Genomic DNA, 23,172 nt, shown 5'->3' with positions numbered 1-23,172 from the left:
CTGCTCTTGCCCGTCCCGATATGAGCGAGCTAACTTGGGCCTTTCCTCTGGCATCTTCGAAGTGCGGTGATGATCGAGCGTTGGACGAGGGGCGCTCTGGCTGCGATCGGTCTCTGCGTTGTGCCTGCACCGGGCATCGCGCAGGACGATCTCGACGATGCACCGGTGAGCATGTCGCTTCAGGTGACGACCGATCCCTCCACCATCGAGTGCCGCCGGCTGGAAACGGTGAATCCTGCCTCGCTGGTCTTCTTGCCGCTGCGCCGGACCTTCAACGAGGACTTTGACGAGCATCCGCTGGCGAACGGACGCTGGGTGCCGCATTACGCCGGCGGTGCGGCCTGGCCGGAGGCGCGCTACTGGGGCGGCGACGGCTCCGACTTCAAGCGCAAGACCAGCGCCAATGGCGAGCAACAGATCTATGTCGATCCGCGCTACGCGGGGCGCGCGGGGGCACCGCTCGGGCTCGATCCGTTCAAGGTCAAAGACGGCGTGCTGTCGATCGTCGCCAGCCGCACCCCGCCGGGGTTGAAGCCGGTGCTGTTTAACAACGACTACATCTCCGGGATACTCACGACCCAGGGCACGTTCGCGCAGAAGCACGGCTATTTCGAGATCCGCGCCAAGGTGCCGGTCGGGCATGCGGTGTGGCCGGCGTTCTGGATGCTGGCGGATGACGGCGGCTGGCCGCCGGAGGTCGACGTGCTGGAAGGCCGCGGCGAAAAGCCGGGCGATCTCGTGATGACGACCCATTGGCGGATTCCTTCGACCCAGAAGATCCAGTCCTGCGGCTTCGACTTCGCGGTCGGCGACGCTTCGAGCGCATTCCACACTTACGGTGTACTGTGGGAGGAGGATCGCCTGGTCTATTTCATCGACCGCAGGCCGGTGTCCGACATCAAGGTGCCGATCGGTTTCGACGATCCCATGTACATGATCGTCAATCTCGCGATCGGATCGAAATTCTTTCTCGGCGTCGGACCTGTCGACGCGGAGTCGCCGCCTACCGTCGCATTCGAGATCGACCGGATTTCCGTCTATCAGATCGATATGGAGCAGGCCCGGAGATAGCAATGGCTGCTGATTTCTCGCGGCGCGATTTTGCAAAGCTCGCGGGCCTTGCGGCGGTTGGCGCAACGGCAGGTGCCAAAGCTGCGGACAAGGCTGCGGTCGATGAAACGCTGATCGTGCCCGACCGCCACGCGCCTTTCCCGAAGAATTTTCTCTGGGGCACGGCGACTTCGTCCTATCAGATCGAAGGCGCCGTCGACGAGGACGGTCGCGGCAAGTCGATCTGGGACACCTTTAGTCACACGCCCGGCAAGATCGAGGACGGCACGACCGGCGACCGCGCCAACGAGCACTATCATCGCTACAAGGACGACGTGGCGCTGATCAAGGCGCTCGGCGTCAAGGCCTATCGCTTCTCGATCGCCTGGCCGCGGGTGTTTCCGGAAGGATCGGGGCAACCCAATCCCAAAGGGCTGGACTTCTACAACCGTCTCGTCGACGAGCTGCTGGCGAACGGAATCGAGCCCTACGCCACGCTCTATCACTGGGACCTGCCGCAGGCGCTCCAGGACCGCCTCGGCGGCTGGCAGTCCAGCGACACCTCGAAGGCTTTTGCCGACTATGCCGCCTACGTCGCCCAGCGCCTGACCGATCGCGTGAAGAATATCTTCACCGTCAACGAGGTCGGGCGCTTCGTGAATTTCGGCTATGGCTGGGGCATCGACGCCCCGGGCCTCAGGCTGCCGGCGGCACAGCTCAACCAGATCCGCCATCACGTCGCGCTGGCGCATGGGCTCGCGGTGCAGGCGATCCGCGCGTCGGGACGCGCCGGCACCCGCGTCGGCGCGGCGGAGAACATTGCCGCCTGCGTGCCGGCGATCGCGACGCCCGAAAACATCCGCGCGGCCGAGATCGCGACGCGCGAGCTCAATGCCGGCTTCCTCGGCGTGGTGCTGGAGGGAAAATACACCGACGGCTTCCTCGCTTATGCGGGGGCGGACGCGCCGAAATTCACGCCTGAGGAACTGAAGATCATCAGCACGCCGAACGATTTCGTCGGTCTCAATATCTATGCGCCGCAATATTACGTCACGGCGTCCGACCGCGCGCCGGGCTTCCACGTACTGCCGTTTCCCTCCTCGTTCCCGCACATGAATTCGGAATGGCTCCGCGTCGGCCCCGAGGTGATCTACTGGGCACCGCGCCTCGCCGCAAAGATCTGGAACATCGACAATATCTATATCAGCGAGAACGGCACCTCCTCGGAGGACAAGCTCGCTGCCGACGGCGAGGTCTACGACCTCGATCGCATCATGTTCCTGCGCAACTACCTGACCCAGATGCAGCGCGCGGTCGCTGAAGGCGTGCCGATCCGCGGCTATTTCCTGTGGAGCCTGATGGACAATTTCGAATGGATTTTTGGTTACGGAAAGCGGTTCGGCCTGTACCGGGTCGATTTCGAGACGCAGGCGAGGGTGCCAAAGCTGAGCGCGGCGTTCTACCGTGATGTGGTGGCGCGGAATGCGATCGGGATGTGAGAACCGGCGCAGACCTTACGGATCCAGCTCCGTATCCCAGTAGAGGTAATCCAGCCAGCTGTCGTGCAGATAGTTCGGTGGGAACAGGCGGCCGTTACGGTGGAGCTGGTGCACGGTCGGCGCGAACGCGTGCTGGCGTGGAAACATCTTGGCCTGCACCGGCGTCAGATTGCCCTTGCGCAGATTGCAGGGCGAGCACGCCGCGACCACGTTCTCCCAGGTGGTCTGGCCACCTTTGCTGCGCGGGATGATGTGGTCGAAGGTAAGGTCTTCGGGCGAGCCGCAATATTGGCAGGCGAAACGATCGCGCAGGAAGACGTTGAATCGGGTGAAGGCAGGATGCGTGGTCGGCTTGACGAAGGATTTGAGCGAGACGACGCTCGGCAGCTGCATTTGCAGCGTGGGACTATGGACCGCCTGATCGTAATGCGCGACGATGTTGACGCGGTCGAGGAATACCGCCTTGATCGCGTCCTGCCACGACCACAAAGACAGTGGGTAGTAACTCAGCGGCCGGAAGTCCGCATTTAGTACCAACACCGGCCAATGGCCTTGCGAGACATGTGCGTTCAAGTAACGCTCCTGGCCTCCAATGTACGCTGCGAAGCAGCACGTAACTCACATACTACATGCAGCGTGACGGGATTGTGAAGCCCGTTGAGCGACTTATTCCGGCACAAGCAATGCGGCCGGGGGGTGGCAAAGCGCGCAAAATGCCGTGATTTCCAGGTCCAAGGCCGTGGAGGCAGCGTCATCCCGACAGCGCGACGTGGATGTGCCGAGGCAGCTACTCCCGCACCCGCTCCAGCTTCTGCAAACATCGCGTCGCGCGCACCGCGGCCGGCATCTCCTCGTCCGGAAAGCTGGTCTTCCAGTCTGTGACGCCGACCTCGCCGACATAGATATCGCCCCTGGAATCAAGTGCGATGCCGTGCGGCGCCAGGAATTTTCCGCTTGCAACACCCGGGCCTGCCTCGCCGCCAAGCCGCGCGATGCGGTTGCCTTTCGCATCCACGATCGACAGCCGCGGACCGAGATTGGGCACCTTGCGGTTGACCGCGAGGCCGGGGCCGAGTTCCCCGATAATGAAGGTCGGGCTTTTGCCGCCGCCGCAACAGCACAGCGCACAGGGGCGGTGCAGATTGTTCCACTGCGTCTCATACTTGCCGTTGCCATCGAACACCTGCACGCGGTGGTTCTCGCGGTCGGCGACATAGACAAAGCCGTCGGCATCGGTGGCGATGTTGTGCACGATGTTGAATTGGCCGGGATCGGTGCCGGGCTCGCCCCAACTCGTCATCAGTTTGCCATCGGGCGTGAATTTGTGCACGCGCGCATTGCCATAGCCGTCGGAGACGTAGATTTCGCCCTTCGGCGACAGCGCGGTGTGGGTGCAGCGGTGGAAGGGATCACCGCTCATGAACGGCGACGGCTTCTCGGGAATGCCGATCGTCAGCAGCACCTTGCCGTCGGTGGTGCACTTGCGCACGGTGTGGTCGCCGTCATCGGTGCAATAGAGATTGTCGTCGGCATCGATGTGCAGGCCGTGGGCGCGCGAGAACAGGCCTTCGCCCCAACTGCGGAGGAAATTACCCTCCCGGTCCAGCACGACCATTGGATGGGCCCCGCGGTTGAAGACGTAGACGCGGTCCCTGCTGTCGACCGCGACGGAGGCGACGTCGGTGAGCTGCCATCCGTCCGGCAGCTTTGCGAAGTTTTCAACGACGCGGTAGCGGTGCTCGCCGGTGCCGAGAATGGCTGGCATTGAATTCTCCTTTTATTCGTGTCGGCGATGCGCGATCGTCCCCACACTGTCATTGCGAGCGCAGCGAAGCAATCCAGACTGTCTCTGCGGAAAGATTCTGGATTGCTTCGCTGCGCTCGCAATGACGAGGCTTAAGCCGTGCCCGCCTCACGCCCCAGAATCCCTTCCTCGATCGCCTTGATCTGCAGCGCGAGATATTTCGAGTTGATCCGGCATTGCGCGAGGCTGCCGGCGATGAACCAGAGGCCGGGCTGCCTGGTGCGCGCATACATGTTGCGCAGCTCGAGGCCGTCGCCAAAACCCCAGATCGGGCCGACCCGGTCGGCGACGCCGTCGCCGAACAGTTTCCGCACCAGATATTCCTGCGTCTTGTAACCGGTCGACAGCACGACCAGGTCAGCCGGAAGGACCGTGCCGTCCTTCATCCGCGCGCCCTCGGTGACGAAGCCCTCGATGTCGGAAAACTGCCTGAGCTTGATCGCGCCCTCGACGAGGAGGTTGGAGCAGCCGACGTTGAAATAATAGCCGCCGCCGCGGGTGAGGTATTTGAACTGCCAACCGGTGCCGGCCTCGCCGAAGTCGAGCCTGAAGCCGACCCGCCGCAATCCGTCGAGCAGCTCCTTGTCGAGCTCCTTCGACTGCTCCGTCAGCATCATATGGGTTTTTTTAGCAAGCGGCGTCGGCATCGAGGTCGCGATCAGATCGTTGTCCTCGAGCGTGCCCTCATTGTAGGTCGCATATGCAAGTTGCGCCGACGGCTCGATATTGGTGACGAGCGTGGGTGAACGCTGCACCAGCGTCACTTCAGCGCCACTGGAGTGAAGATCCTGCGCGATGTCGTGGCCGCTATTGCCGGTGCCGATGACGATGGCGCGTTTGCCTGTCCAGGTCTCGCCGTCCTCGTAGCGGCTGGAATGCAGCAGCGTGCCCTTGAAGTGATCAAGGGTCGGAATAACGGGCACATTTGCGATGCCGCTGACGCCGGTTGCCATCACCACGTGGCGCGGGCGCATGGTGCGTTTGCCACCGTCGGCGCTTCGCAACGTGACGGTCCAATTGCCCTTGGCATCGTCGTAGGCGCCGCCCTCGAATTCGGTGCCGGTCCAGAAGTTCAGCTCCATCGCGTCGACGTAAGCTTCGAACCAGTTGGCGAGCTTGTCCTTGAGAATATAGGTCGGCCAGCTCGGCGGAAACGGCATGTAGGGCAAATGATTGACCTGCACCTGGTTGTGCAGGGTCAGCGCGTGGTAGCGCTTGCGCCAATTGTCCCCGATCCGTGCCTCGCGATCGACGATCAGGGTGTCGATGTTCAACTGCTTCAGCCGCGCGGCAATCGCGAGCCCGGCCTGGCCGCCGCCGACGACCAGCACGGCGGGATCGCGATCGGCGTAGTCGCGCGAGGCGTTGCGCAGGTCGAGCCAGTTCGGTCCACGGAAGTCGCGCGAATAGGCCTGGCCGCGCGGCCGCGAGGTGCCGAGCTGCTCCTCGAAGCCCTTGAGCTCGTCGAGCGCGGTGAGGAGCGTCCACGCTTTCAGGCGGTCGCCGTCGGCGGCGTCGGGCGCAAGCCTGACGATGCCGCTGCCGCGCCCCAGTGCGGTTTCGAAATTGAAGATCACCTCGATCGTGTTGGTGCCGGCACGCGTCACCCAGCGCGGTGGCGCTCGGTTCGGCGCGATCTTGAAATGGCTCGGCGCGACCTTTGCCGCGAGCGTTGTCAACTGCCCCTTGATCGAGTCGCCGCCGGCGATCGTTTGCAGGTTCCAGCTCAGCGCCAGCACATCGCGCCAATAGCTGTCGGCGAGGAAAAGACGATCCAGCCCAGCGCCATCGGGTGCGCCAAGCGTGCGCTCAAATTCGTCGAGCCAGGCCTGCGCGAATGCGGCAATATCCTTCGTCCGGTCCAGCATGCGCGGCCTCGTGCCGTCTTCGCGGCGTTTCCTTTGGGGTCGAAGGCTATACTGGAAGGAGGGGTATCGAAAGCGCTTTACCCGAGCCGTGAAAGCATGTGGCCCTGCTCAGGCGGAATACGCCCGCGAGCGCTGCGAGATGCCCGCCGCACGCTCGCGGAACGAGAGAGGTGTATGACGAAAAAGGCTCCACCTGAGTGGAGCCTCCTCGTGCTGTCGTTTTGGTTTGCGGACCCTTATCTGCCCCGCATCCCAGTGCCGTACAACTCGCGCTCACGGCCGACATCGTCAGGCGACAGCGGCGGGCTTGCGGCGTCGAAGCCGTTCCAGCCGGACTTTTGCCAGGCGGCGCTCCGTTCCTGCAGGTTCACGGCCTTCTCGTGCAGAAGGGCATCGAGACGCGCGCGGTCCTGGTCGGGGACCCGCGCCGATACCAGCGTTCCGCCGCGACGGACGCCCTCCGCGTAGCGCGACGCATCGTCCTTGGAGACGCCGGCTTCGGTCAGCGCGCCGACGATGCCGCCTGTCGCGGCGCCGGCTGCGGCACCAACTGCGGTCGAAGCCAGCCATCCGGCAGCAACGACCGGGCCAAGTCCCGGAATGGCCAGCAAGCCAAGTCCTGCAAGCAGGCCCGCCGCGGTTCCGAGGCCAGCGCCGATGCCGGCGCCGGTGCCGGCGCCTTCGGCGCGATCGTCGACGCCGTCGCGATCACGGTCGACCTTGCCGGTGGATGAGCCGTACCAGTTGTCGGAATTGTTCGCGACGATGCTGATGTCGGAGTGCGGCACGCCCGCGGCCTCCAGACGGCTGACCGCACGCTCCGCATCCGAATAGGTGTCATAGAGTCGAGAAATGGTGGTCGTCATGTTTCATCCTCCTTACTTGGCGGGGTTCACGTTGCCCTGGAAATCGACGCTCACGTCGGCTTTGGTCCCGGCCTTGTCGGCCTTGCCGCGCCAGACGCCGTTGTCGTCCTTTTGCAGCCCCGAAACATTGGAATAACCCGCGCCCTCGATCTTCGACTTCGCCTGGCCCTCGGTGAAGCTGTTGCGGCCTGCGACCGGTGCGTTGGAGTTGTTGTGATCAGAGCTGTTGACGGCGTTGTTGCCCGGGCCGCTTTGTGCAGGCTGTGACTGTGCGCTTACAGGCGCTGATCCGAGTAGCAGCAGAGCTGCGGCGAGTATGGTGAGACGAGACATTCTTTGTCCTCCGGCTGTTGATTGTGCCGGTCGACAACAGGCGAGATTCGAATTGGTTGCTCTTCCATTTGCGACGGAAGCGCGCGTTTTCAATCTGCTCGATATGGAAGAGGCATAGGAACGAATGCCACTCGTTCCCGTTTATGCGGTTTCGTACACTCGGACGCGTTGCCTGTTCTCACGTCGCCCAATAGGGCTCCCGCAGCTTGCGCTTGAAGATCTTTCCGGTCGCCTCGCGCGGCAGCGCGTCGCGGAATTCGACGTCCTTTGGCACCTTGAAATTGGCAAGCCGCTCGCGCAGGAACGATCGGACAGCGTCGGCCGAGAGCTCGGCATCCGATTCAGGCTCGACAAAGGCGCACAGCCGTTCGCCGAATTCCGCGTCGGGGATGCCGAACACGGCACAATCGCGCAAGCCGGGCATTCCGATCAGCACGTTCTCGATCTCGGCGGGATAGATGTTGACTCCGCCGGAGATCACCATGTCGCGCTTGCGGTCGCACAGGAACAGATAGCCGTCCTCGTCGAGGTAACCGACGTCGCCGACGCTGACGAGCCCGTCACGGCCGGCCTCGGCCCTTGCCTGCGACCTGCCGTGATAGTCGAAATCGGGCACCGCCGTCTGGCGCATATAGATTTCGCCGACTTCGTTGGCACCGCAGGAACTGCCATCGTCGCGGAAGATCCTGACGATGCCGCCTTCGATGGCGCGGCCGACCGTGCCGGGCTTCTTCATTGCTTCCTCGGCAGAGTGCCACACCGGGATTCCGGTCTCCGTGGAGCCGAAATACTCGTTGATGACCGGTCCCCACCAGTCGATCATGGCGCGCTTGACGTCCGGCGGGCAGGGGGCGGCGCCATGCACGACGAAACGCAACGACGACAGATCGTAACGCTGTCTGACCGCTTCGGGTAACCGCAGCAGCCGGACGAACATGGTCGGTACCATGTGAATGTGCGTGACGCGGTGGCGCTCGATCAGCGCCAGCAACTCCTCCGCATCGAACCGCGCCTGGAGAATGATGGTGCAGCCGCTGCGGAATGCCAGCATGCCGTAGGAATGCGGCGCCGAGTGATACATCGGCCCGTTGATCAGCACGATTTGGTCTTCCCGCGGCTTGATGCCATAGGCGATCGCGCCCACGCGTTCGGAGGCGGCCGCCTGTTCGGGCTGCATCGGCATGCGCCGCACGCCCTTCGGCATGCCCGTGGTGCCCGATGTATAGATCATCGCTGCGGCCCGCCGCGGCGGCTGCTGCGCTTGCGGATGGCTGTCGCGCCAGCGGTCCCAATCGGTCAGTCCCCCCGGGATCTCGGTCAGCTCCCGAGGGATCGAGAAGGTCGCTGCGAGTTCGGGCGGGGTCGCGACGACCAGGAAAAGCACATCCGCCGGTACGCCGTCGCGGATCTGCGGCAGCAAATCGGCATGGCAGACCAGGATCTTCGCTCCGCTGTCGGCCAGGATGTAACGGACCTCCTCGGCCTTCAGATGCCAATTGATCGGCACCACCGGACTGCCCAGCGCGGCCGAGGCCGCAACCACCTCGAACAGGGCGAAATCATTGCGCAGCATCATCGCGAGCGGCGCGGCCTCGGCAAGCCCCAGGGCGCGGAAGCCGCTCATCGCCCGCCTGATCCGGGCCCGGATCTCGTCATAGCTGATCTGGCGTTCGCCGCTGATGATCATGGCGTCTCCTCATCCCGCTCGTCTAGCGATCATCCAGCACGTCGCCGAAGCCGACCCAGCTCTTGCCGTTGAAGCGCCGGAGCTGAAGCTGCTGGAACGGCAGATAGTCGTCGGGGCCGGTCGTAACAGTCATTCCCGGCAGCAGCAGCGGCAGCTTCACATCTTTCAGCGAGGCCGCCTGGCGCATGATGTTGTCGCGGCTGACATCATCCCTGCACGCTTTCAGCACCGTCATCAGCAGCGTGGCATAGTGATAGCCCGCGGCGTAGTTGGAGTTGGAGAGGTCCGCGGTGGGCATGTAGCGCTTCATGAAGGCGAAGTATTCCTTCACGCCGGGATCGTCGGCCCATTGCGGGTCCATCGTGTCCTTCTGGTTGCTCGACGAGATCAGACCAACCGCGTTGTCGAGCCCTGCCGGTTCCAGGAAAGAGATCGACGAGGCGGAGGTCGGCACGAAAAACAGCTCCGGCTTCCAGCCGATCTCGGCCACGCCCTTGACCATCTGCGAGGTGAACTTGCCGAGCACGACGCCGAACAGCACGTTGGCGCCCGAGGCCTTCAAGGTCGAGAGCTGCGAGCTGATCGTCGGCGTGCTGGTCTCGTAGCTTGCTTCCGCGACGATCATGCCGGCCGCCTTGGTCCCGAGCGCGCGCTTGAACCCCGCGACATAGTCGCGGCCGAAATCGTCGTTCTGCGACAGGATCGCGATCCTGGCGTCGGGCTTGGTCTGCAAAATGTATTTGGCATAGACCACGCCCTCGGATTCGTAGGCCGCCATGCCCGGCATCGTCCACGGGTTCTTCTGTGGTTCGGCCCATTTGGTGGCGCCGGAGAGCACGAACAGCTGCGGCACTTTCTTGGCGTTGAGATAGCGCTGCACGGCGCTGTTGGTGGCGGTCCCGAGCGAGCCGAACATCATCAGCACCTCGTCCTGCTCTACCAGCTTGCGGGTCTGCTCGACGGTCTTGGGCGGTGAATAGGCGTCGTCCAGGGTGATGAACTTGACCTTGTGGCCGTTGATGCCGCCTTCGGCATTGACCTTCTCGAAGAACGCTTCCTGCGTCCGTCCGATCGCGCCGAAGCCGGAGGCGGGGCCGCTGTAGGGCAGGGTCTGCCCGATGCGGATTTCGTCGCTGCCTTCGGCATGGGCGCTGCCGCCAGCGAGCGTCAGCAACGACATGCCGATCAGTGCGGCTGCCAGCTTCATGGTGTCCTCCCGTTTTATTGTCGGTTCGAGCCGTCAGGCGCTGGCGCGAATCAGGAAATCCTGTCGGGCCTGGTCGAATTCCCGTTTCATCCGGTCGACGAGCTCGGCGACCGGCGGCGCGTCGGCGATCTGGCCGATACCCTGGCCCGAACCCCAGATGTCGCGCCACGCCTTGGACTTCATGTTGCCGCCGGAGCCGAAGTTCATCTTCGTCTTGTCGGCCGCCGGCAGATTGTCCGGATCGAGCCCGGCCGCGGCGATCGAAGGGCCGAGATAGTTGCCGTGCACGCCGGTGAAGAGGTTGGTGTAGACGATGTCGTGCGCGGCGTGCTGTGTCAGGGCGGATTTGTAGGCTTCGTCAGCGTTGGCTTCCTTCGTCGCGATGAAGCGCGTGCCCATATAGGCGAGGTCGGCGCCCAGCGTCAGCGCGGAGGCGATTGCGAAGCCGTCGCTGATGGCGCCCGACAGCAGGATCGCGCCGTCGAACCATTGCTTGACCTCGCGTACCAGTGCGAAAGGCGAGAGCGTTCCTGCATGTCCTCCAGCGCCGGCGCAGACCAGGATCAGGCCGTCGACGCCCTGCTCGGCGGCCTTGCGCGCGTGCTTGACGTTGATGACGTCGTGGAACACGAGACCGCCGTAGGAATGCGCGGCCTCGACGATCTCGGCGGGCGGCCGCAGCGAGGTGATGATGATGGGTGCCCTGTGCTTCACACAGGTCTCCATGTCCTTCATCAGCCGGTCGTTGGAAGCGTGGCAGATCTGGTTGACGGCGTAGGGCGCGACCTTCTTGCCGGGATTGCGTGACTTGTATTCGCCGAGTTCGTCCTCGATGCGGCTCAGCCACTCGTCGAGCTTCTCGACCGGACGGGCATTGAGCGCCGGAAACGAGCCGACGACACCGGCCTTGCACTGGGCGATCACCAGCTCAGGGCCGGAGACGAGGAAGAGCGGCGAGCCGACCACGGGCAGCTCGAGCGAATCCTTCAAGAGAGCGGGCAGCGCCATGATGTCCTCCCGAAAACGCAGCCCGCCGGCAGGCGGATGACGAGGCGTTTCCCTATTTGATTGTCGCGGGCGAGTTGCCGCCCAAGTTTCATTTCACGCCAGTATAGGGGTTGGAGTGCGGCCTCCCATCGTTCAATATTGAACGAACGACTATTCAGATTTGAACAGAGGCCGCTCATGGACTGGGACCTTTGCAAGACCTTCGTCGCGGTCGCCGATACCGGCAGCTTCACCGGCGCGGCGCGCCGGCTGCACAGCAGCCATCCCACCGTCAGCCGCAAGATTGCGGCGTTGGAAGCTCAGCTCGGCACCAGGCTGGTGGCGCGCGCCGCCGACGGCCTGGCGCTGACCGCGGATGGACGGACGCTGCGCGAGCACGCCGAGGCGATGGCGGCGGCCGCGCTGCGGGCGGAGACGGCAGTCTCGGCCGGAGGACATAAGGCGCGCGGTATCGTCAAGCTGTCGATCGGCGCGACGTTGGCCTCGCATTGGCTGATGCCGCGCCTGCCTGCTTTCCTGCACGCGCATGATCACGTCCAGCTCGAGATCATCACCCATCCGTTTCCCGCGAGCGTGCGCCGGCGCGAGGCGGACGTGGTGCTGCGGCCCTTCGACAGCGGGGAGGAAAATCTGGTCGGCCGCAAGATCGGCCGTCTCGGCACGGGATTCTACGCCTCGCGCGACTACGCCGGCGGGCGGTCCCTGCCGGAACGGCGCGGCGAGTGGAAGGGGCACAGCGTCATCGGTTTTGCCGACCAGACCTCGAATGCCCAGCTTGCGCGCTGGAGCGACGTCGTCACGCGTCAGGCCAGGGTGGTGATGCGCTGCTCGTCTCAGGGCGACATGCTGGCGGCGGTCCGCGCTGGACTCGGAATCTCCGCCCTGTCGTGCTTCGTCGCCGAGAGCTATCCCGATCTGGTGCGCGTCGCGCCGCAGAAGCTCGCCAGCGTGGCGGACCTGTGGCTACTGGCCCATCCCGACCTCGTCGAGCTCCCGGCAGTGCGCGCCGTCATCGACTTCGTCGCCGATTGCGCCCGGACCGATCGCGTCAGGCTGCGGGGCTAAGCTGATCCCGCGATGACGCCTTCGCGCTTTTTTACCGCGCGATAATAGCTCCACCACAGATGCGCCGCCGCACCGCGCAGGGGGCGCCAGGGTTCGGCGAGCGGCGCCATCTGCTTCTCCGTCGGCCGCGCCTGCAAGCCGAGCCCGGTGCGGATGCCTTCCTGCACGGCGAGGTCGCCGGCCGGCCAGGCGTCGCCGTGACCGAGGCAGAACAGCAGGTAGACGTCCGCCGTCCACGGTCCGATGCCGGGCAGTGCGATCAGCGTGTGATGCGCGGCATCGGCGTCTTCTTCGGCGAGCACGTCGAGGTTCAGCCGCTGTGCGATGATCTCGCGCGCGAGATGTTTCAGCGTCTTGATCTTGGCGGCGGACAGGCCGAGCCGCCCCAGCCGGTCGGTGCGGGCGCGGCGGACAGCCACGTGGTCGAACGGATCGAACGCGGTGGACAGCCGTCCCCAGATCGCCGCCGCGCTCGCTGTGGAGAGCTGCTGTCCGCAGACGATATGGGCAAGCCCCGCAAAGCCCGGCTCGCGCCGCCGCAATGCCGGCATGCCGGCAGTCGCCAGCACGGGCTTCAGGCGCGGATCGCACTTGACCAGCGCGTGGACGGCCTCTTCGAGATCGGATTGGGTTTCGAGGTGGATGGTCATTGCTTGCTCAACTCGTGATGCGCGGGCTTGACCGCGTACCGAATATCTTACTCCGTCATTCCGGGGCGGTGCGAAGCATCGAGCCCCGGAATCTCGAGATTCCGGGTTCGGTCCTGCGGACCGCCCCGTAATGACAACCGTGACGGTGAAGCCCGGCCATGACGAGTTCCGCAGCATGTCGCCACCCGTTTTCCGATTTGCCCCCAGTCCGAACGGCTACCTGCACCTCGGCCACGCCTATTCAGCGCTGTTGAATTCCGACCGCGCGCGCGAAACCGGCGGGCGGTTGCTGCTTCGCATTGAGGACATCGACGCGACGCGTTGCCGGCCGGAATATGAGACAGCGATCTACGATGACCTCGCCTGGCTCGGTATCGCCTGGGAGACGCCGGTGCGGCGGCAGTCGGAGCATCTCGATGCGTATCGCGCGGCGCTGGATAGACTCTCTGCGCTCGGCCTGGTCTATCCCGCCTTTGAAAGCCGCGCCGAGATCGCAAGGCTGGTTGCGGCGCGTGAAGCGGATGGGCCTTGGCCGCGCGATCCTGACGGCGCGCCGCTCTATCCCGGGGACGCCAGATCGCTGCCCGCCGACGAGCGCGACCGCCTCATCGACACCGGTGCGCCTTATGCGCTTCGGCTCGATATGGCGGCCGCCTGCCGCCGCGCGCTCGGCCTGACCTGGAACGAACTGGGCGAGGGGCCCGATGGTGAGCGCGGCATCGTCCCGGCGCGGCCAGGGGCCTGGGGCGACGTTATTCTAGCCCGCAAGGAGACGCCGACCAGCTACCATCTGTCCGTCGTTGTCGACGACGCGCTCCAGGACATCAGCGAGATCGTGCGGGGCCAGGACCTGTTTCACGCCACTTCGGTCCACCGTCTGCTCCAAGTTCTGCTCCGCCTGCCCGAACCCGTCTACCGCCACCATGGGCTTCTTCGTGACGAGGCCGGCCGGAAGCTGTCGAAATCAACCAGCTCGACCGGGCTTCGTGAACTGCGCGCTGCCGGCGCCACGCCGGCCGGTATCCGCCGGTTGGTGGGATTAGGTTAAGTTTCTCTGGGGGTTAGCCAAACGGCGCCGTGACTCCGGGTGATCCGCCGTGCCATGCTCGCCTGACAGCCGGGGGTTCGAAGGGGATACTTCGAAGGGGAGTTATGGCGGCGAAAACGCGCGCAGCGCGCACCACGCGGACGTCCAAGCGAGTGGCTCGGAAGCGCTCCGGGCCGACCGCCGGGTTGCGCGAGCGCAGCACCAAGCGGGTCGAGCCGGACGTCGTGCAGGCCGCGCTTGCCGCCTTTGCCCATGAGGTCCGCACCCCCCTGACTGGCATTCTCGCGATCAGCGACCTGCTTGCGACTTCGGATCTCGGTGAACGCGAAAGACGATGGGCCGACACGATCAAGGCCGGTGCCGAGCATCTGGCGAACCTTGCCACCCTGTTCGTCGATGCCGCCAGAACCGGCAAGGGGGCCGGGAAGGGGGCCGGGGGTGGAAGCATGCTACGGCAGGATTTGTTCGACCTGCGGACCCTCGCCCGCAACGCCGGCGATTCGCTGGCCGGTCGCGCCGCGGCCAAGGGTCTCCAGGCCGTGGTCGATATCTCCCAGAAGCTGCCGGGGCTGGTGGTCGGTGATCCCGTCCGCCTGCGCGCCGCGCTCGAGAACCTGATCGACAATGCCGTGAAATTCACCGAGCACGGCGGCGTGGCGCTCACGGTCGCGCCTTGGCGTTCCAGCAAGAGCAAAGGCAAAGCAAAGGCCAAAGGCCGGGTCGGGGTCGCCTTCGCGGTGTCCGACAGCGGCATCGGCCTCACCATGGCCGAGATCAAGCGACTGTTCCGGCCGTTTACCCAGGCCAATGTCACCATTGCCTCGCGCTTCGGCGGCGCTGGCCTCGGCCTGTCGTCGGTGAAGCAATTGGCGCGCGCGATGGGCGGCGACATCACGGTCGCGCCTCGACCCGGCGGCGGCGCCACCTTCACGTTGACGGTGTCGGTGGATGCCACGGGATCGGGCAAGTCCAGCAAGTCGAAGGGCGATGCCGGGATGGATGCGGTCCCGGCGCTGCGCTTGCTCAGCGTCGAGGACAATCCGTTCGGGCGCGTCGTGCTCAACACCATCCTCACCGAGCTCGGCCATCATGCCGAGTTCATCGGGCGCGGCGAGGACGCGGTGAACCGGCTCGCGCAGGGCGCCTTCGACGCGGTGCTGATGGATATGGTGCTGCCGGGCATCAATGGTGTCGAGGCGATCAGGCGGATCCGCACCATGGCGACGCCGCTGGCTCAGATCCCCATTATCGGGGTGTCCGGTCGCGGCGAGGACGAAGTCGCCTCACGCGAGGCCGGTGCCGACGCCTTTCTGGTCAAGCCTGTGTCTCCGCGGGCGCTAGCGACTGCGCTGCTTGCAGCGACACGCCGTGAGGAAGTCGCGACTTGATGATCGCGGCGTTGAGCTCGCCGCCGAAAACGAAGATCGCGGCGATGAAGTACAGGAACACCAGCGCGATGATCACCGAGGCGAGCCCCGCATACATCGTCACGTAATTGTTGGCGAAGCGCGCCAGATATTGCCCGAACACGATGCCTGATACCAGCGACGCCACGATGGTGAAGACGATGCCGGGCAGGATCTGGAGAAATCCACGCCGTCCCGCCGGCAACCAGGCATGCAGGATGATCAACGCCACCACCAGCGCGGCGACGGTGATGCCGTAGCGCAGCCAGGTGAGTATGCTCTCGTTGGATTCGACGAACAGCGGAATGTGGGCGCGCGCGGCCTCGATGAGCAGCGGTCCGAGCACGATCAGGAATGCCATGGCGAGCGCGGTGAAGGCCGCAATTAGTGTGTAGGCGATCGATTCCAGCCGTAGAAAGTACCAGGGCCGCATCTCCACAACCGCATAGGCGCGGTTGAGCGCGACCCGCAGCGCCTCGACGCCGTTGGAGGCGAAGTAGACCGACAGCACCGCACCGATGGTGAATAGGCCGGTGCGGGTCGTGGTCAGCACGTCGTGGACTTCCCCCGAGATCGAATCCGCGACCTGCTTGGGCCAGACCTGAAGCATCAGGCTGGCGGCCTGGTCCGCGAGTTCCTTGGAGCCGAAGAAGCCGGCGAGCGAGGTCAGCACGATCAGGAACGGGAACAGCGCCATCAACGTCGACAGCGCGATGTGGCTTGCGATCGCCCAGCCATCGTCGGCCAGGAATGTGTAGAACGCGTCCATCACGACGACGTAGATGGTGCGGATTGCCTTCACGCGGCACCCGCACTGCTGTTGCCGCTTCCGCTTCCCTCCAGCGGGGAGCGCATTTCGGCCTCTCCCCGCAGGCGGAGAGCGGTGAAGAGCATCGACAGTTCGCGCAAATCCAGATTCATCCAGCTAACTTCTGATATTATTGGCTTAAAAGCCAGATCGGGAACGCCATGGCGGACCGGCGCGGAGGGTGTTATTTACCCTCGAATGGCATCTCTCCTGAGTACTTTCATCCTGCCGATCGCGGTCGGCGCCGTGGCGTTGGTGCTGCTGCTCGGTCTCATCAACATGACGCGCGGCGGCTCGCCCAACACCTCGCAGAAGCTGATGCGTTGGCGCGTGCTGCTTCAGTTCGTGGCGATCGTCATCGCGATGCTCGCCGTGTGGGCGATGGGGCGTTAACATGGTCTTGCTCAACCGCATCTACACGAAAACCGGTGACGACGGCACGACAGCGCTCGGCTCGGGCGAGCGCCGGCCGAAATACGATCTGCGCATCGAGGCCTATGGCACGGTCGATGAGACCAATGCCGCGATCGGCGTGGTCCGTCTGTACACAAAGGATGCGCCGGAACTCGACGCAATGCTCGGGCGGATTCAGAACGATCTGTTCGACCTCGGCGCGGACCTTGCGGTGCCCGAACGTGAGGGTAAGGCGGAGCGGCTGCGAGTGGTCGCGAGCCAGGTCGAGCGGCTCGAGCGCGACATCGACGCGCTCAACGACAAGCTGGCACCCCTGACCTCCTTCGTGCTTCCGGGCGGAACGCCGGCCGCTGCCACCCTCCATGTCGCCCGTACGATTTGCCGCAGGGCGGAACGCGTGATGGTGGAACTGGCGGCCCGGCCGGAAGAGCCTGTTGGGGCCGCTGGCATCCAGTATATGAACCGCCTGTCAGACTTCCTGTTCGTGGCCAGCCGTGCTGCCAACGATGACGGAGCGGGCGACGTGCTCTGGGTTCCGGGCCAGAATCGCTGACCCATTAGGCCGCGCATTTCTGGACGCCAAAATTAGACCCCTTCGCGCGTTGACCGGGCCGGATCAGGCCTTTAGGTTCCGCGCCAGTTGATAACCCCCCTCCCAGATTGAGTGAAAGAGGATCGATGAAGGTCTTGGTGCCGGTAAAGCGGGTGGTCGATTACAACGTCAAGGTCCGCGTCAAGAGCGATGGATCGGGCGTTGAACTCGCCAACGTCAAAATGTCCATGAACCCGTTCGACGAAATTGCGGTCGAAGAAGCGCTGCGCCTGAAGGAAGCCGGCAAGGCGACCGAAGTCGTGGTGGTCTCGATCGGACCGGCGCAGGCGTCGGAAACGATCCGCACCGGTCTCGCCATGGGCGCCGATCGCGGCATCCTGGTGAAGGCCGAGGGCGCGGTAGAGCCGCTCGCGGTCGCCAAGATCCTGAAGAAGATCGCGGACGAAGAGCAGCCGGGCCTGATCATTCTCGGCAAGCAGGCGATCGACGACGACAGCAACCAAACCGGCCAGATGCTGGCGGCGCTGCTCGGCTGGTCGCAGGCGACCTTCGCCTCGAAGCTCGAGGTCGAAGGAAGCGACTTCAAGGTCACCCGCGAAGTCGATGGCGGCCTGCAGACCGTGAAGCTGAAGGGACCGGCGATCGTCACCACCGATCTCCGCCTCAACGAGCCGCGCTACGCCTCGCTGCCGAACATCATGAAGGCGAAGAAGAAGCCGATCGCGGACAAAACTGTGGCGGATTACGGCGTCGACGCCACCCCCCGTCTCGAGGTCCTCAAGACGACTGAGCCGGCGGGCCGTAAAGCGGGCGTCAAGGTCAAGGACGTCGCCGAGCTGGTGTCGAAACTCAAGAACGAAGCCGGGGTGCTCTGATGACGACGCTTCTGATTGCCGAACACGACAATGCGTCGCTCAAGGATGCGACCAACAAGGCCCTGACCGCCGCGGCCGCGCTCGGCGCGGACGTCGAGGTTCTGGTGGCCGGCGAGAACGCCAAGGCCGCGGCGGACGCCGCCGCAAAGCTTGCCGGTGTGAAGAAGGTGTTGCTCGCCGACGGCGCGCTTTACGCGCACGATCTGGCCGAACCGCTGGCCGCGCTGATCGTCTCGCTGGCGCCGTCCTATGACGCCATCGTCGCGCCCGCGACCTCGCGCTTCAAGAACGTGATGCCGCGCGTTGCAGCGTTGCTCGACGTCATGCAGGTCTCGGAAATCACCAAGGTGGTCGCCCCCGACACCTATGAGCGTCCGATCTACGCCGGCAACGCCATCCAGACGGTGAAGTCGAAGGACTCCAAGAAGGTCATCACGGTACGCACCTCCACCTTTGCCGCAGCGGGTGAAGGCGGCAGCGCGTCGGTCGAGAGCGTCGCGGCGGCTGCCGATCCGGGCCTGTCGTCCTTTGTCGGCGAGGAAGTCGCGAAGAGCGACCGTCCCGAGCTGACCTCGGCCAAGATCATCGTCTCCGGTGGGCGCGCCATGCAGAGCCGCGAGAACTTCGCAAAGTACATCGAGCCGCTTGCCGACAAGCTCGGCGCTGGCGTCGGCGCTTCGCGTGCGGCGGTGGATGCGGGCTATGCGCCGAACGACTGGCAGGTCGGCCAGACCGGCAAGGTCGTGGCCCCCGAGCTCTATGTCGCGGTCGGCATCTCCGGCGCGATCCAGCATCTGGCCGGCATGAAGGACTCCAAGGTGATCGTCGCGATCAACAAGGACGAGGACGCGCCGATCTTCCAGGTTGCCGATTACGGCCTGGTCGCCGACCTCTACCAGGCGGTTCCGGAATTGACGGCCGAACTCGGCAAGCTCGGCAAGTAAACGCGCTAAAACACCGGCCGGAGCCATAAACTCCGGCCGGTGTTGCTTTTTGAGGCGTTTTCTTTGGCGTGGGACACGCCTTCGAAGCGATCCAATCTAGGTTTCGAGGCCGGGTTCTGATTAAATCGGACCTCCCGGCTCAGGGGGATAGGCAGGCGCGGTTGATAGCGCGCCGTTCCGGTGGATGACATTATGGCGGCAGTAATCAAGAAGGTCGGCGTGATCGGCGCGGGGCAGATGGGCAATGGCATCGCGCATGTCGCTGCGCTGGCCGGCTTCGACGTGGTGCTCAACGACATTTCGACCGACCGCCTCAAGTCAGGCATGGCCACGATCAACGGCAATTTGGCGCGCCAGGTCTCCAAGAAGGCCGTGAGCGAGGACGACAAAGCCAAGGCGATGGCGCGTATCGTGGCCGGCGAGAAGCTGGACGATCTCGCTGACTGCGACCTCGTGATCGAGACCGCGGTCGAGAAGGAAGAGGTCAAGCGCAAGATTTTCCACGAGCTCTGCGCCGTGTTGAAGCCGGAGGCGATCGTCGCCTCCGATACTTCCTCGATCTCGATCACGCGGCTCGCCGCCGCCACCGACCGGCCCGAACGCTTCATCGGCATTCACTTCATGAATCCGGTGCCGCTGATGGAGCTGGTGGAGCTGATCCGCGGCATCGCCACCGACGACCAGACCTTCGAGGCGTCAAAGGAATTCGTCGGCAAGCTCGGCAAGCAGGTCGCGGTCTCCGAGGATTTCCCGGCCTTCATCGTCAACCGCATCCTGCTGCCGATGATCAACGAGGCGATCTACACGCTGTACGAAGGCGTGGGCAACGTCGAGGCGATCGACGCGGCGATGAAGCTCGGGGCGCACCATCCGATGGGCCCGCTGGAGCTCGCCGATTTCATCGGCCTCGATACCTGCCTGTCGATCATGCAGGTGCTGCATGAGGGCCTCGCCGACTCCAAGTACCGCCCGTGCCCGCTGCTGGTGAAATACGTCGAGGCAGGCTGGCTCGGTCGCAAGACCCAGCGCGGTTTTTACGACTACCGCGGCGCCAAGCCGGTTCCGACGAGATAAAGCTGTCTCGTGCCCCGGACGCAGCGCGAAGCGCTGCAGAGCCGGGGCCCAGAGGCCGCGCGCACGCTGAAGCATGGTCCCGGCTCTGCGGTGCGTCACTTCGTGACACGCCGCGTCCGGGACACGGACGAAGCCTATCCTGCGGCGCTTCGTGGCAATTCATGTCCCGTTAACCGCTCGCGTCTAGGTTACGCGCGTACGAGGGTTTGCGTAATGGACATGATGGCGATGGTCAGCAGCATGCTGGCCTCTCAGCAAGGCGCGCTGCAGTCGAATATCTCGGCGACGCTGATGAAGCAGAACGCGGATGCGGAGAAATCCACCGTCCTGACGCTGCTCGGCGCCGGACAGCCCTCGCTCGCCAATGTCGGCGCCGGCGTCGGCAGCAACCTCAACGTTACCGCCTAAAACATCCTCGCTTAGAACGACGCGGCGGCTTTGCCTGTCGCAGCCCGGATCAGCTTGAGCGCATCCTCGCTCGCCCATTCCGCCGGCCCCGCGATCGTCGCGATCTCGCAGCCTTGGGGATCGACCAGCACCGAGGTGGGCATGCCCAAAGCCCTGCCTATCACCTTAAGATCCTGAAAAACCTTGGCTTTCTGATCATTGAAATAGCCGAGCCGGGTCAGATTGGCCTCTTTCAGAAACGTCTTGGGCTTCTCGGGGTCGCGGGTGTCGATATTGATCGCCACCACCTCGAAATTCGGGCCCGAAAGCTTGCCCTGGAGCTCGTCCAGTGCCGGCATCTCCTTGCGGCAGGGCACGCACCAGGTGGCCCAGAGGTTCACCAGCAGCGTCTTGCCGCGGAAATCCGACAGCTTCCTCGGCTTGCCGTCGGCGTCCTCGAAGGCCAGGTCCGGCAGCTTCAGCGGCGCGGTCGCCATGGTCAACGCCGCCACCTCGCCATGGGCGAGCGGGGCGATCTTCTGTGCGGTGTTCACCGCCGCCCGGCAGGCGGGATCGCCGGAGGGGGCCCGGCTCAGGCCCAGCCCGTACAGCGCGGCAAAGCCAGCCAGGCCCCCGACCACCACGGTGGCGATGACGACGGGGATCCGGCGCGTGGCCGACCGCGCTTTCCTTCGGTCGAGGCGATCGTTGGGGTCGAGCATATCGTTTGTCATCCGGTCGCAGATATGGCTATCAGAGGCCTCTTAATACGGCGAGCCGCAGCCAGCAAACATGCGGTGACGGCAAGCAAGGCGTGAGCAGGGGATCATGAGCAACAAGATGTGGGGCGGCCGGTTCTCGGAACGTCCCGACGAGATCATGGAAGAGATCAACGTCTCCATCGACGTCGATCGGCACCTCTTTGCCCAGGACATTGCCGCGTCCAAGGCCCACGCCGCGATGCTGGCCGCACAGGGCATCATCACGGCCTCTGATGCGAAAAATATCGGCAAGGGTCTAGACACGATTTTGTCAGAGATCGGCAAGGGCACCTTCGAATTCAAGCGCGCGCTCGAGGACATTCACATGAATGTCGAGAGCCGCCTGTCCGAGCTGATCGGCCCTGCCGCCGGCCGTTTGCACACCGCGCGCTCGCGCAACGACCAGGTCGCGACTGATTTCCGTCTCTATGTCCGCGATGTCCTCGATGAGACCGACGCCGCGCTCGCCGCGTTCCAGCAGGCGCTGGTGGAGCGCGCGCTCGAGCATGCCGGAACGGTCATGCCCGGCTTCACGCATCTGCAGACCGCGCAGCCGGTGACCTTCGGCCACCATCTGCTCGCCTATGTCGAGATGGCCGCGCGCGATCGCGGCCGTTTCCAGGACGCGCGCAAGCGGCTGAACGAATCCCCGCTCGGAGCTGCAGCGCTCGCCGGGACCTCGTTTCCGATCGACCGTCACGGCACGGCGAAGGCGCTGGGATTTGATCGTCCGATGGCGAACTCGCTCGATGCGGTCTCCGATCGCGACTTCGTGCTGGAGACGCTGTCGGCGGCCTCGATCTGCGCCGTGCACATGTCGCGCTTTGCCGAGGAGATCGTGATCTGGACCTCGCCGCTGGTCGCCATGATCCGCCTCAGCGACAAGTTCACCTCGGGATCCTCGATCATGCCGCAGAAGCGCAATCCCGACGCCGCCGAGCTGGTGCGCGCCAAGACCGGCCGCGTCATTGGCGCGCTCAACGGCCTGCTGATCGTGATGAAGGGCCTGCCGCTCGCCTATCAAAAGGACATGCAGGAGGACAAGCAGGGCGCCATGGAAGGCTTCGCCGCGCTGTCGCTCGCGATCCGCGCCATGACCGGCATGGTCCGGGATCTCGTGCCTGATCAAGCGAAGATGAAGCTTGCTGCCGGCGAGGGCTACGCCACCGCGACAGATCTTGCCGACTGGCTGGTGCGGACGCTGAAGATGCCGTTCCGCGAGGCCCATCACGTCACCGGCCGCATCGTCGCGAAAGCCGCCGAGAGCGGCGTGGCGCTGCACGAGCTCCCGCTCAAGGAGATGCAGGCGATCGAGCCGAAGGTCACGAAAGACGTGCTCGGCGTGCTCTCGGTCGAATCGTCGGTCAAGAGCCGGACCAGCTTCGGCGGCACCGCGCCGAAGAACGTGGCGGCGCAGGCCAAGGCCTGGTTGAGGCGGCTGGAAAAAGAGCGAAAATTGGGCTGAGGGCAAAATTTCGCTTATGTTTCATGGTCATCCGGGTCTCGCCAGAGCGCGCCAATCTCTGTATGGTGCGCCGCGCGTAGTGGGGATTTCGTCGTGACGTCAAAGTTTCGCCCGGCCGGCTCGGGGTGGGCCATCATTGTCTTGAGCCTGACGGCGCTCGCGCTTGCCGGCTGTGGCCGCAAGGGCCCGCTGGATCTGCCGCCGACCGCCTCGAGCGCGTCTACGGCCAATATCGCGCCGCCGACCGATACCGAGACCGAAGCCCAGAGGACGCCGAGCGTGTTCAATCCTACCTATGGTGCGGACGCCGCACCGGCGGCGGCCAAGGGCAAAAAGAGACCGTTCATCCTCGACCCGCTCCTGGACGAAAGACCCAGCCGATAGGCTGGGGCAACTGAGC

Annotated in this window: 24 protein-coding genes; 13 read left to right on the top strand and 11 right to left on the bottom strand. The window is 64.5% G+C overall.

All coding sequences use genetic code 11. The features are described 5' to 3' along the window. Nucleotides 1–69: 69 nt before the first annotated feature. Both C7G41_RS02270 and C7G41_RS02265 read left to right on the top strand, forming a co-directional pair. Nucleotides 70–1,071, top strand: coding sequence for a family 16 glycosylhydrolase (locus C7G41_RS02270; protein WP_106941038.1), 1,002 nt, complete (start codon nt 70–72; stop codon nt 1,069–1,071). Nucleotides 1,072–1,073: 2 nt separating this feature from the next. Next, nucleotides 1,074–2,549 (top strand): GH1 family beta-glucosidase, encoded by a 1,476-nt coding sequence (locus C7G41_RS02265; RefSeq protein ID WP_106941037.1) that lies wholly within the window; start codon nt 1,074–1,076, stop codon nt 2,547–2,549. Between the two features lie 15 nt (nt 2,550–2,564). Here the strand turns inward: C7G41_RS02265 and C7G41_RS02260 are convergent, their stop codons facing one another. The 8 genes from C7G41_RS02260 to C7G41_RS02220 all read right to left on the bottom strand — a co-directional run bounded on the left by C7G41_RS02260 (nt 2,565) and on the right by C7G41_RS02220 (nt 11,322). Next, a complete protein-coding gene (locus C7G41_RS02260; protein WP_007597381.1) occupies nt 2,565–3,122 on the bottom strand; it encodes an HNH endonuclease in 558 nt (185 codons plus the stop codon). Nucleotides 3,123–3,336: 214 nt separating this feature from the next. Then, nucleotides 3,337–4,314, bottom strand: coding sequence for a peptidyl-alpha-hydroxyglycine alpha-amidating lyase family protein (locus C7G41_RS02255; RefSeq protein WP_106941036.1), 978 nt, complete (start codon nt 4,312–4,314; stop codon nt 3,337–3,339). A 131-nt stretch (nt 4,315–4,445) separates the two neighbouring features. Then, nucleotides 4,446–6,221 carry an NAD(P)/FAD-dependent oxidoreductase gene (locus C7G41_RS02245; RefSeq protein ID WP_106941034.1) on the bottom strand — a complete coding sequence of 592 codons (1,776 nt, stop codon included), beginning with the start codon at nt 6,219–6,221 and terminating at the stop codon, nt 4,446–4,448. A gap of 236 nt (nt 6,222–6,457) precedes the next feature. Continuing rightward, on the bottom strand, nt 6,458–7,087 hold the full coding sequence (locus C7G41_RS02240) for a general stress protein (RefSeq protein WP_106941033.1): 630 nt from the start codon (nt 7,085–7,087) through the stop codon (nt 6,458–6,460). Between the two features lie 12 nt (nt 7,088–7,099). Further along, on the bottom strand, nt 7,100–7,420 hold the full coding sequence (locus tag C7G41_RS02235) for a PepSY domain-containing protein (protein ID WP_106941032.1): 321 nt from the start codon (nt 7,418–7,420) through the stop codon (nt 7,100–7,102). A 178-nt stretch (nt 7,421–7,598) separates the two neighbouring features. Beyond that, entirely contained in the window at nt 7,599–9,107 is a 1,509-nt protein-coding gene (locus C7G41_RS02230) for an acyl-CoA synthetase (protein ID WP_106941031.1), read from the bottom strand. Nucleotides 9,108–9,129: 22 nt separating this feature from the next. Continuing rightward, a complete protein-coding gene (locus C7G41_RS02225; protein ID WP_106941030.1) occupies nt 9,130–10,314 on the bottom strand; it encodes an ABC transporter substrate-binding protein in 1,185 nt (394 codons plus the stop codon). A gap of 33 nt (nt 10,315–10,347) precedes the next feature. Further along, on the bottom strand, nt 10,348–11,322 hold the full coding sequence (locus C7G41_RS02220; protein ID WP_106941029.1) for a nitronate monooxygenase family protein: 975 nt from the start codon (nt 11,320–11,322) through the stop codon (nt 10,348–10,350). A 177-nt stretch (nt 11,323–11,499) separates the two neighbouring features. Between C7G41_RS02220 and C7G41_RS02215 the strand changes: the two genes are divergently transcribed. After that, nucleotides 11,500–12,387, top strand: coding sequence for a LysR family transcriptional regulator (locus C7G41_RS02215; RefSeq protein WP_106941028.1), 888 nt, complete (start codon nt 11,500–11,502; stop codon nt 12,385–12,387). On the opposite strand, the gene C7G41_RS02210 is transcribed toward C7G41_RS02215, so the two are convergent. After that, the gene (locus C7G41_RS02210) at nt 12,384–13,037 is read right to left on the bottom strand and encodes a DNA-3-methyladenine glycosylase (protein WP_106941027.1); all 654 of its coding nucleotides are present in this window, start codon (nt 13,035–13,037) and stop codon (nt 12,384–12,386) included. The two genes, C7G41_RS02215 and C7G41_RS02210, sit on opposite strands and share 4 nt — an antisense overlap. A gap of 175 nt (nt 13,038–13,212) precedes the next feature. Between C7G41_RS02210 and gluQRS the strand changes: the two genes are divergently transcribed. Together gluQRS and C7G41_RS02200 are read left to right on the top strand one after the other, a co-directional pair. Continuing rightward, nucleotides 13,213–14,085, top strand: coding sequence for a tRNA glutamyl-Q(34) synthetase GluQRS (gluQRS, locus tag C7G41_RS02205; protein WP_106941463.1), 873 nt, complete (start codon nt 13,213–13,215; stop codon nt 14,083–14,085). Between the two features lie 104 nt (nt 14,086–14,189). Further along, nucleotides 14,190–15,473 carry an ATP-binding protein gene (locus C7G41_RS02200; RefSeq protein ID WP_106941026.1) on the top strand — a complete coding sequence of 428 codons (1,284 nt, stop codon included), beginning with the start codon at nt 14,190–14,192 and terminating at the stop codon, nt 15,471–15,473. On the opposite strand, the gene C7G41_RS02195 is transcribed toward C7G41_RS02200, so the two are convergent. Then, nucleotides 15,400–16,293, bottom strand: a complete 894-nt coding sequence (locus C7G41_RS02195; protein WP_106941025.1) for a YihY/virulence factor BrkB family protein — start codon at nt 16,291–16,293, stop codon at nt 15,400–15,402. The two genes, C7G41_RS02200 and C7G41_RS02195, sit on opposite strands and share 74 nt — an antisense overlap. Nucleotides 16,294–16,497: 204 nt before the next feature. Here C7G41_RS02195 and C7G41_RS02190 point away from each other — a divergent pair, with 204 nt between their 5' ends. The 6 genes from C7G41_RS02190 (at nt 16,498) to C7G41_RS02165 (ending at nt 20,567) form a co-directional block, all read left to right on the top strand. After that, nucleotides 16,498–16,692 (top strand): twin transmembrane helix small protein, encoded by a 195-nt coding sequence (locus C7G41_RS02190; RefSeq protein ID WP_106941024.1) that lies wholly within the window; start codon nt 16,498–16,500, stop codon nt 16,690–16,692. A 1-nt stretch (nt 16,693) separates the two neighbouring features. After that, nucleotides 16,694–17,266, top strand: coding sequence for a cob(I)yrinic acid a,c-diamide adenosyltransferase (locus C7G41_RS02185; RefSeq protein ID WP_106941023.1), 573 nt, complete (start codon nt 16,694–16,696; stop codon nt 17,264–17,266). A 125-nt stretch (nt 17,267–17,391) separates the two neighbouring features. Next, nucleotides 17,392–18,141 carry an electron transfer flavoprotein subunit beta/FixA family protein gene (locus C7G41_RS02180; RefSeq protein WP_106941022.1) on the top strand — a complete coding sequence of 250 codons (750 nt, stop codon included), beginning with the start codon at nt 17,392–17,394 and terminating at the stop codon, nt 18,139–18,141. Next, complete coding sequence (locus C7G41_RS02175; RefSeq protein WP_106941021.1) at nt 18,141–19,085, top strand: electron transfer flavoprotein subunit alpha/FixB family protein; 945 nt, start codon at nt 18,141–18,143, stop codon at nt 19,083–19,085. The genes C7G41_RS02180 and C7G41_RS02175 overlap by 1 nt, the downstream gene beginning before the upstream one ends. 192 nt (nt 19,086–19,277) lie before the next feature. Next, nucleotides 19,278–20,159 carry a 3-hydroxybutyryl-CoA dehydrogenase gene (locus C7G41_RS02170; RefSeq protein WP_106941020.1) on the top strand — a complete coding sequence of 294 codons (882 nt, stop codon included), beginning with the start codon at nt 19,278–19,280 and terminating at the stop codon, nt 20,157–20,159. Between the two features lie 213 nt (nt 20,160–20,372). Beyond that, on the top strand, nt 20,373–20,567 hold the full coding sequence (locus tag C7G41_RS02165) for a hypothetical protein (protein WP_007615312.1): 195 nt from the start codon (nt 20,373–20,375) through the stop codon (nt 20,565–20,567). An 11-nt stretch (nt 20,568–20,578) separates the two neighbouring features. Here the strand turns inward: C7G41_RS02165 and C7G41_RS02160 are convergent, their stop codons facing one another. Then, nucleotides 20,579–21,268, bottom strand: coding sequence for a TlpA disulfide reductase family protein (locus C7G41_RS02160; RefSeq protein ID WP_106941019.1), 690 nt, complete (start codon nt 21,266–21,268; stop codon nt 20,579–20,581). A gap of 106 nt (nt 21,269–21,374) precedes the next feature. Between C7G41_RS02160 and argH the strand changes: the two genes are divergently transcribed. Continuing rightward, nucleotides 21,375–22,772, top strand: a complete 1,398-nt coding sequence (gene argH, locus C7G41_RS02155) for an argininosuccinate lyase (RefSeq protein ID WP_106941018.1) — start codon at nt 21,375–21,377, stop codon at nt 22,770–22,772. Nucleotides 22,773–22,865: 93 nt separating this feature from the next. Beyond that, nucleotides 22,866–23,156, top strand: a complete 291-nt coding sequence (locus C7G41_RS02150; RefSeq protein ID WP_106941017.1) for a lipoprotein — start codon at nt 22,866–22,868, stop codon at nt 23,154–23,156. The last annotated feature ends 16 nt before the right edge of the window (nt 23,157–23,172 follow it).

Source organism: Bradyrhizobium sp. MOS002 (assembly GCF_003020115.1).
Taxonomy (GTDB): domain Bacteria; phylum Pseudomonadota; class Alphaproteobacteria; order Rhizobiales; family Xanthobacteraceae; genus Bradyrhizobium.
The sequence above is the reverse complement of the archived record's forward strand: the minus strand, read 5'-3'. Positions and strand labels throughout refer to the sequence as shown.

What these genes read in the sequence shown, in the direction of transcription:
- gluQRS (WP_106941463.1), top strand. Translation starts at nt 13,213, where the DNA reads ATGTCGCCACCCGTTTTCCGATTTGCCCCCAGTCCGAACGGCTACCTG.
- C7G41_RS02245 (WP_106941034.1), bottom strand. Translation starts at nt 6,221, where the DNA reads ATGCTGGACCGGACGAAGGATATTGCCGCATTCGCGCAGGCCTGGCTC.
- argH (WP_106941018.1), top strand. Translation starts at nt 21,375, where the DNA reads ATGAGCAACAAGATGTGGGGCGGCCGGTTCTCGGAACGTCCCGACGAG.
- C7G41_RS02220 (WP_106941029.1), bottom strand. Translation starts at nt 11,322, where the DNA reads ATGGCGCTGCCCGCTCTCTTGAAGGATTCGCTCGAGCTGCCCGTGGTC.
- C7G41_RS02225 (WP_106941030.1), bottom strand. Translation starts at nt 10,314, where the DNA reads ATGAAGCTGGCAGCCGCACTGATCGGCATGTCGTTGCTGACGCTCGCT.
- C7G41_RS02165 (WP_007615312.1), top strand. Translation starts at nt 20,373, where the DNA reads ATGGACATGATGGCGATGGTCAGCAGCATGCTGGCCTCTCAGCAAGGC.
- C7G41_RS02265 (WP_106941037.1), top strand. Translation starts at nt 1,074, where the DNA reads ATGGCTGCTGATTTCTCGCGGCGCGATTTTGCAAAGCTCGCGGGCCTT.
- C7G41_RS02235 (WP_106941032.1), bottom strand. Translation starts at nt 7,420, where the DNA reads ATGTCTCGTCTCACCATACTCGCCGCAGCTCTGCTGCTACTCGGATCA.
- C7G41_RS02190 (WP_106941024.1), top strand. Translation starts at nt 16,498, where the DNA reads ATGGCATCTCTCCTGAGTACTTTCATCCTGCCGATCGCGGTCGGCGCC.
- C7G41_RS02240 (WP_106941033.1), bottom strand. Translation starts at nt 7,087, where the DNA reads ATGACGACCACCATTTCTCGACTCTATGACACCTATTCGGATGCGGAG.
- C7G41_RS02215 (WP_106941028.1), top strand. Translation starts at nt 11,500, where the DNA reads ATGGACTGGGACCTTTGCAAGACCTTCGTCGCGGTCGCCGATACCGGC.
- C7G41_RS02185 (WP_106941023.1), top strand. Translation starts at nt 16,694, where the DNA reads ATGGTCTTGCTCAACCGCATCTACACGAAAACCGGTGACGACGGCACG.
- C7G41_RS02175 (WP_106941021.1), top strand. Translation starts at nt 18,141, where the DNA reads ATGACGACGCTTCTGATTGCCGAACACGACAATGCGTCGCTCAAGGAT.
- C7G41_RS02200 (WP_106941026.1), top strand. Translation starts at nt 14,190, where the DNA reads ATGGCGGCGAAAACGCGCGCAGCGCGCACCACGCGGACGTCCAAGCGA.
- C7G41_RS02160 (WP_106941019.1), bottom strand. Translation starts at nt 21,268, where the DNA reads ATGCTCGACCCCAACGATCGCCTCGACCGAAGGAAAGCGCGGTCGGCC.
- C7G41_RS02210 (WP_106941027.1), bottom strand. Translation starts at nt 13,037, where the DNA reads ATGACCATCCACCTCGAAACCCAATCCGATCTCGAAGAGGCCGTCCAC.
- C7G41_RS02170 (WP_106941020.1), top strand. Translation starts at nt 19,278, where the DNA reads ATGGCGGCAGTAATCAAGAAGGTCGGCGTGATCGGCGCGGGGCAGATG.
- C7G41_RS02270 (WP_106941038.1), top strand. Translation starts at nt 70, where the DNA reads ATGATCGAGCGTTGGACGAGGGGCGCTCTGGCTGCGATCGGTCTCTGC.
- C7G41_RS02180 (WP_106941022.1), top strand. Translation starts at nt 17,392, where the DNA reads ATGAAGGTCTTGGTGCCGGTAAAGCGGGTGGTCGATTACAACGTCAAG.
- C7G41_RS02255 (WP_106941036.1), bottom strand. Translation starts at nt 4,314, where the DNA reads ATGCCAGCCATTCTCGGCACCGGCGAGCACCGCTACCGCGTCGTTGAA.
- C7G41_RS02230 (WP_106941031.1), bottom strand. Translation starts at nt 9,107, where the DNA reads ATGATCATCAGCGGCGAACGCCAGATCAGCTATGACGAGATCCGGGCC.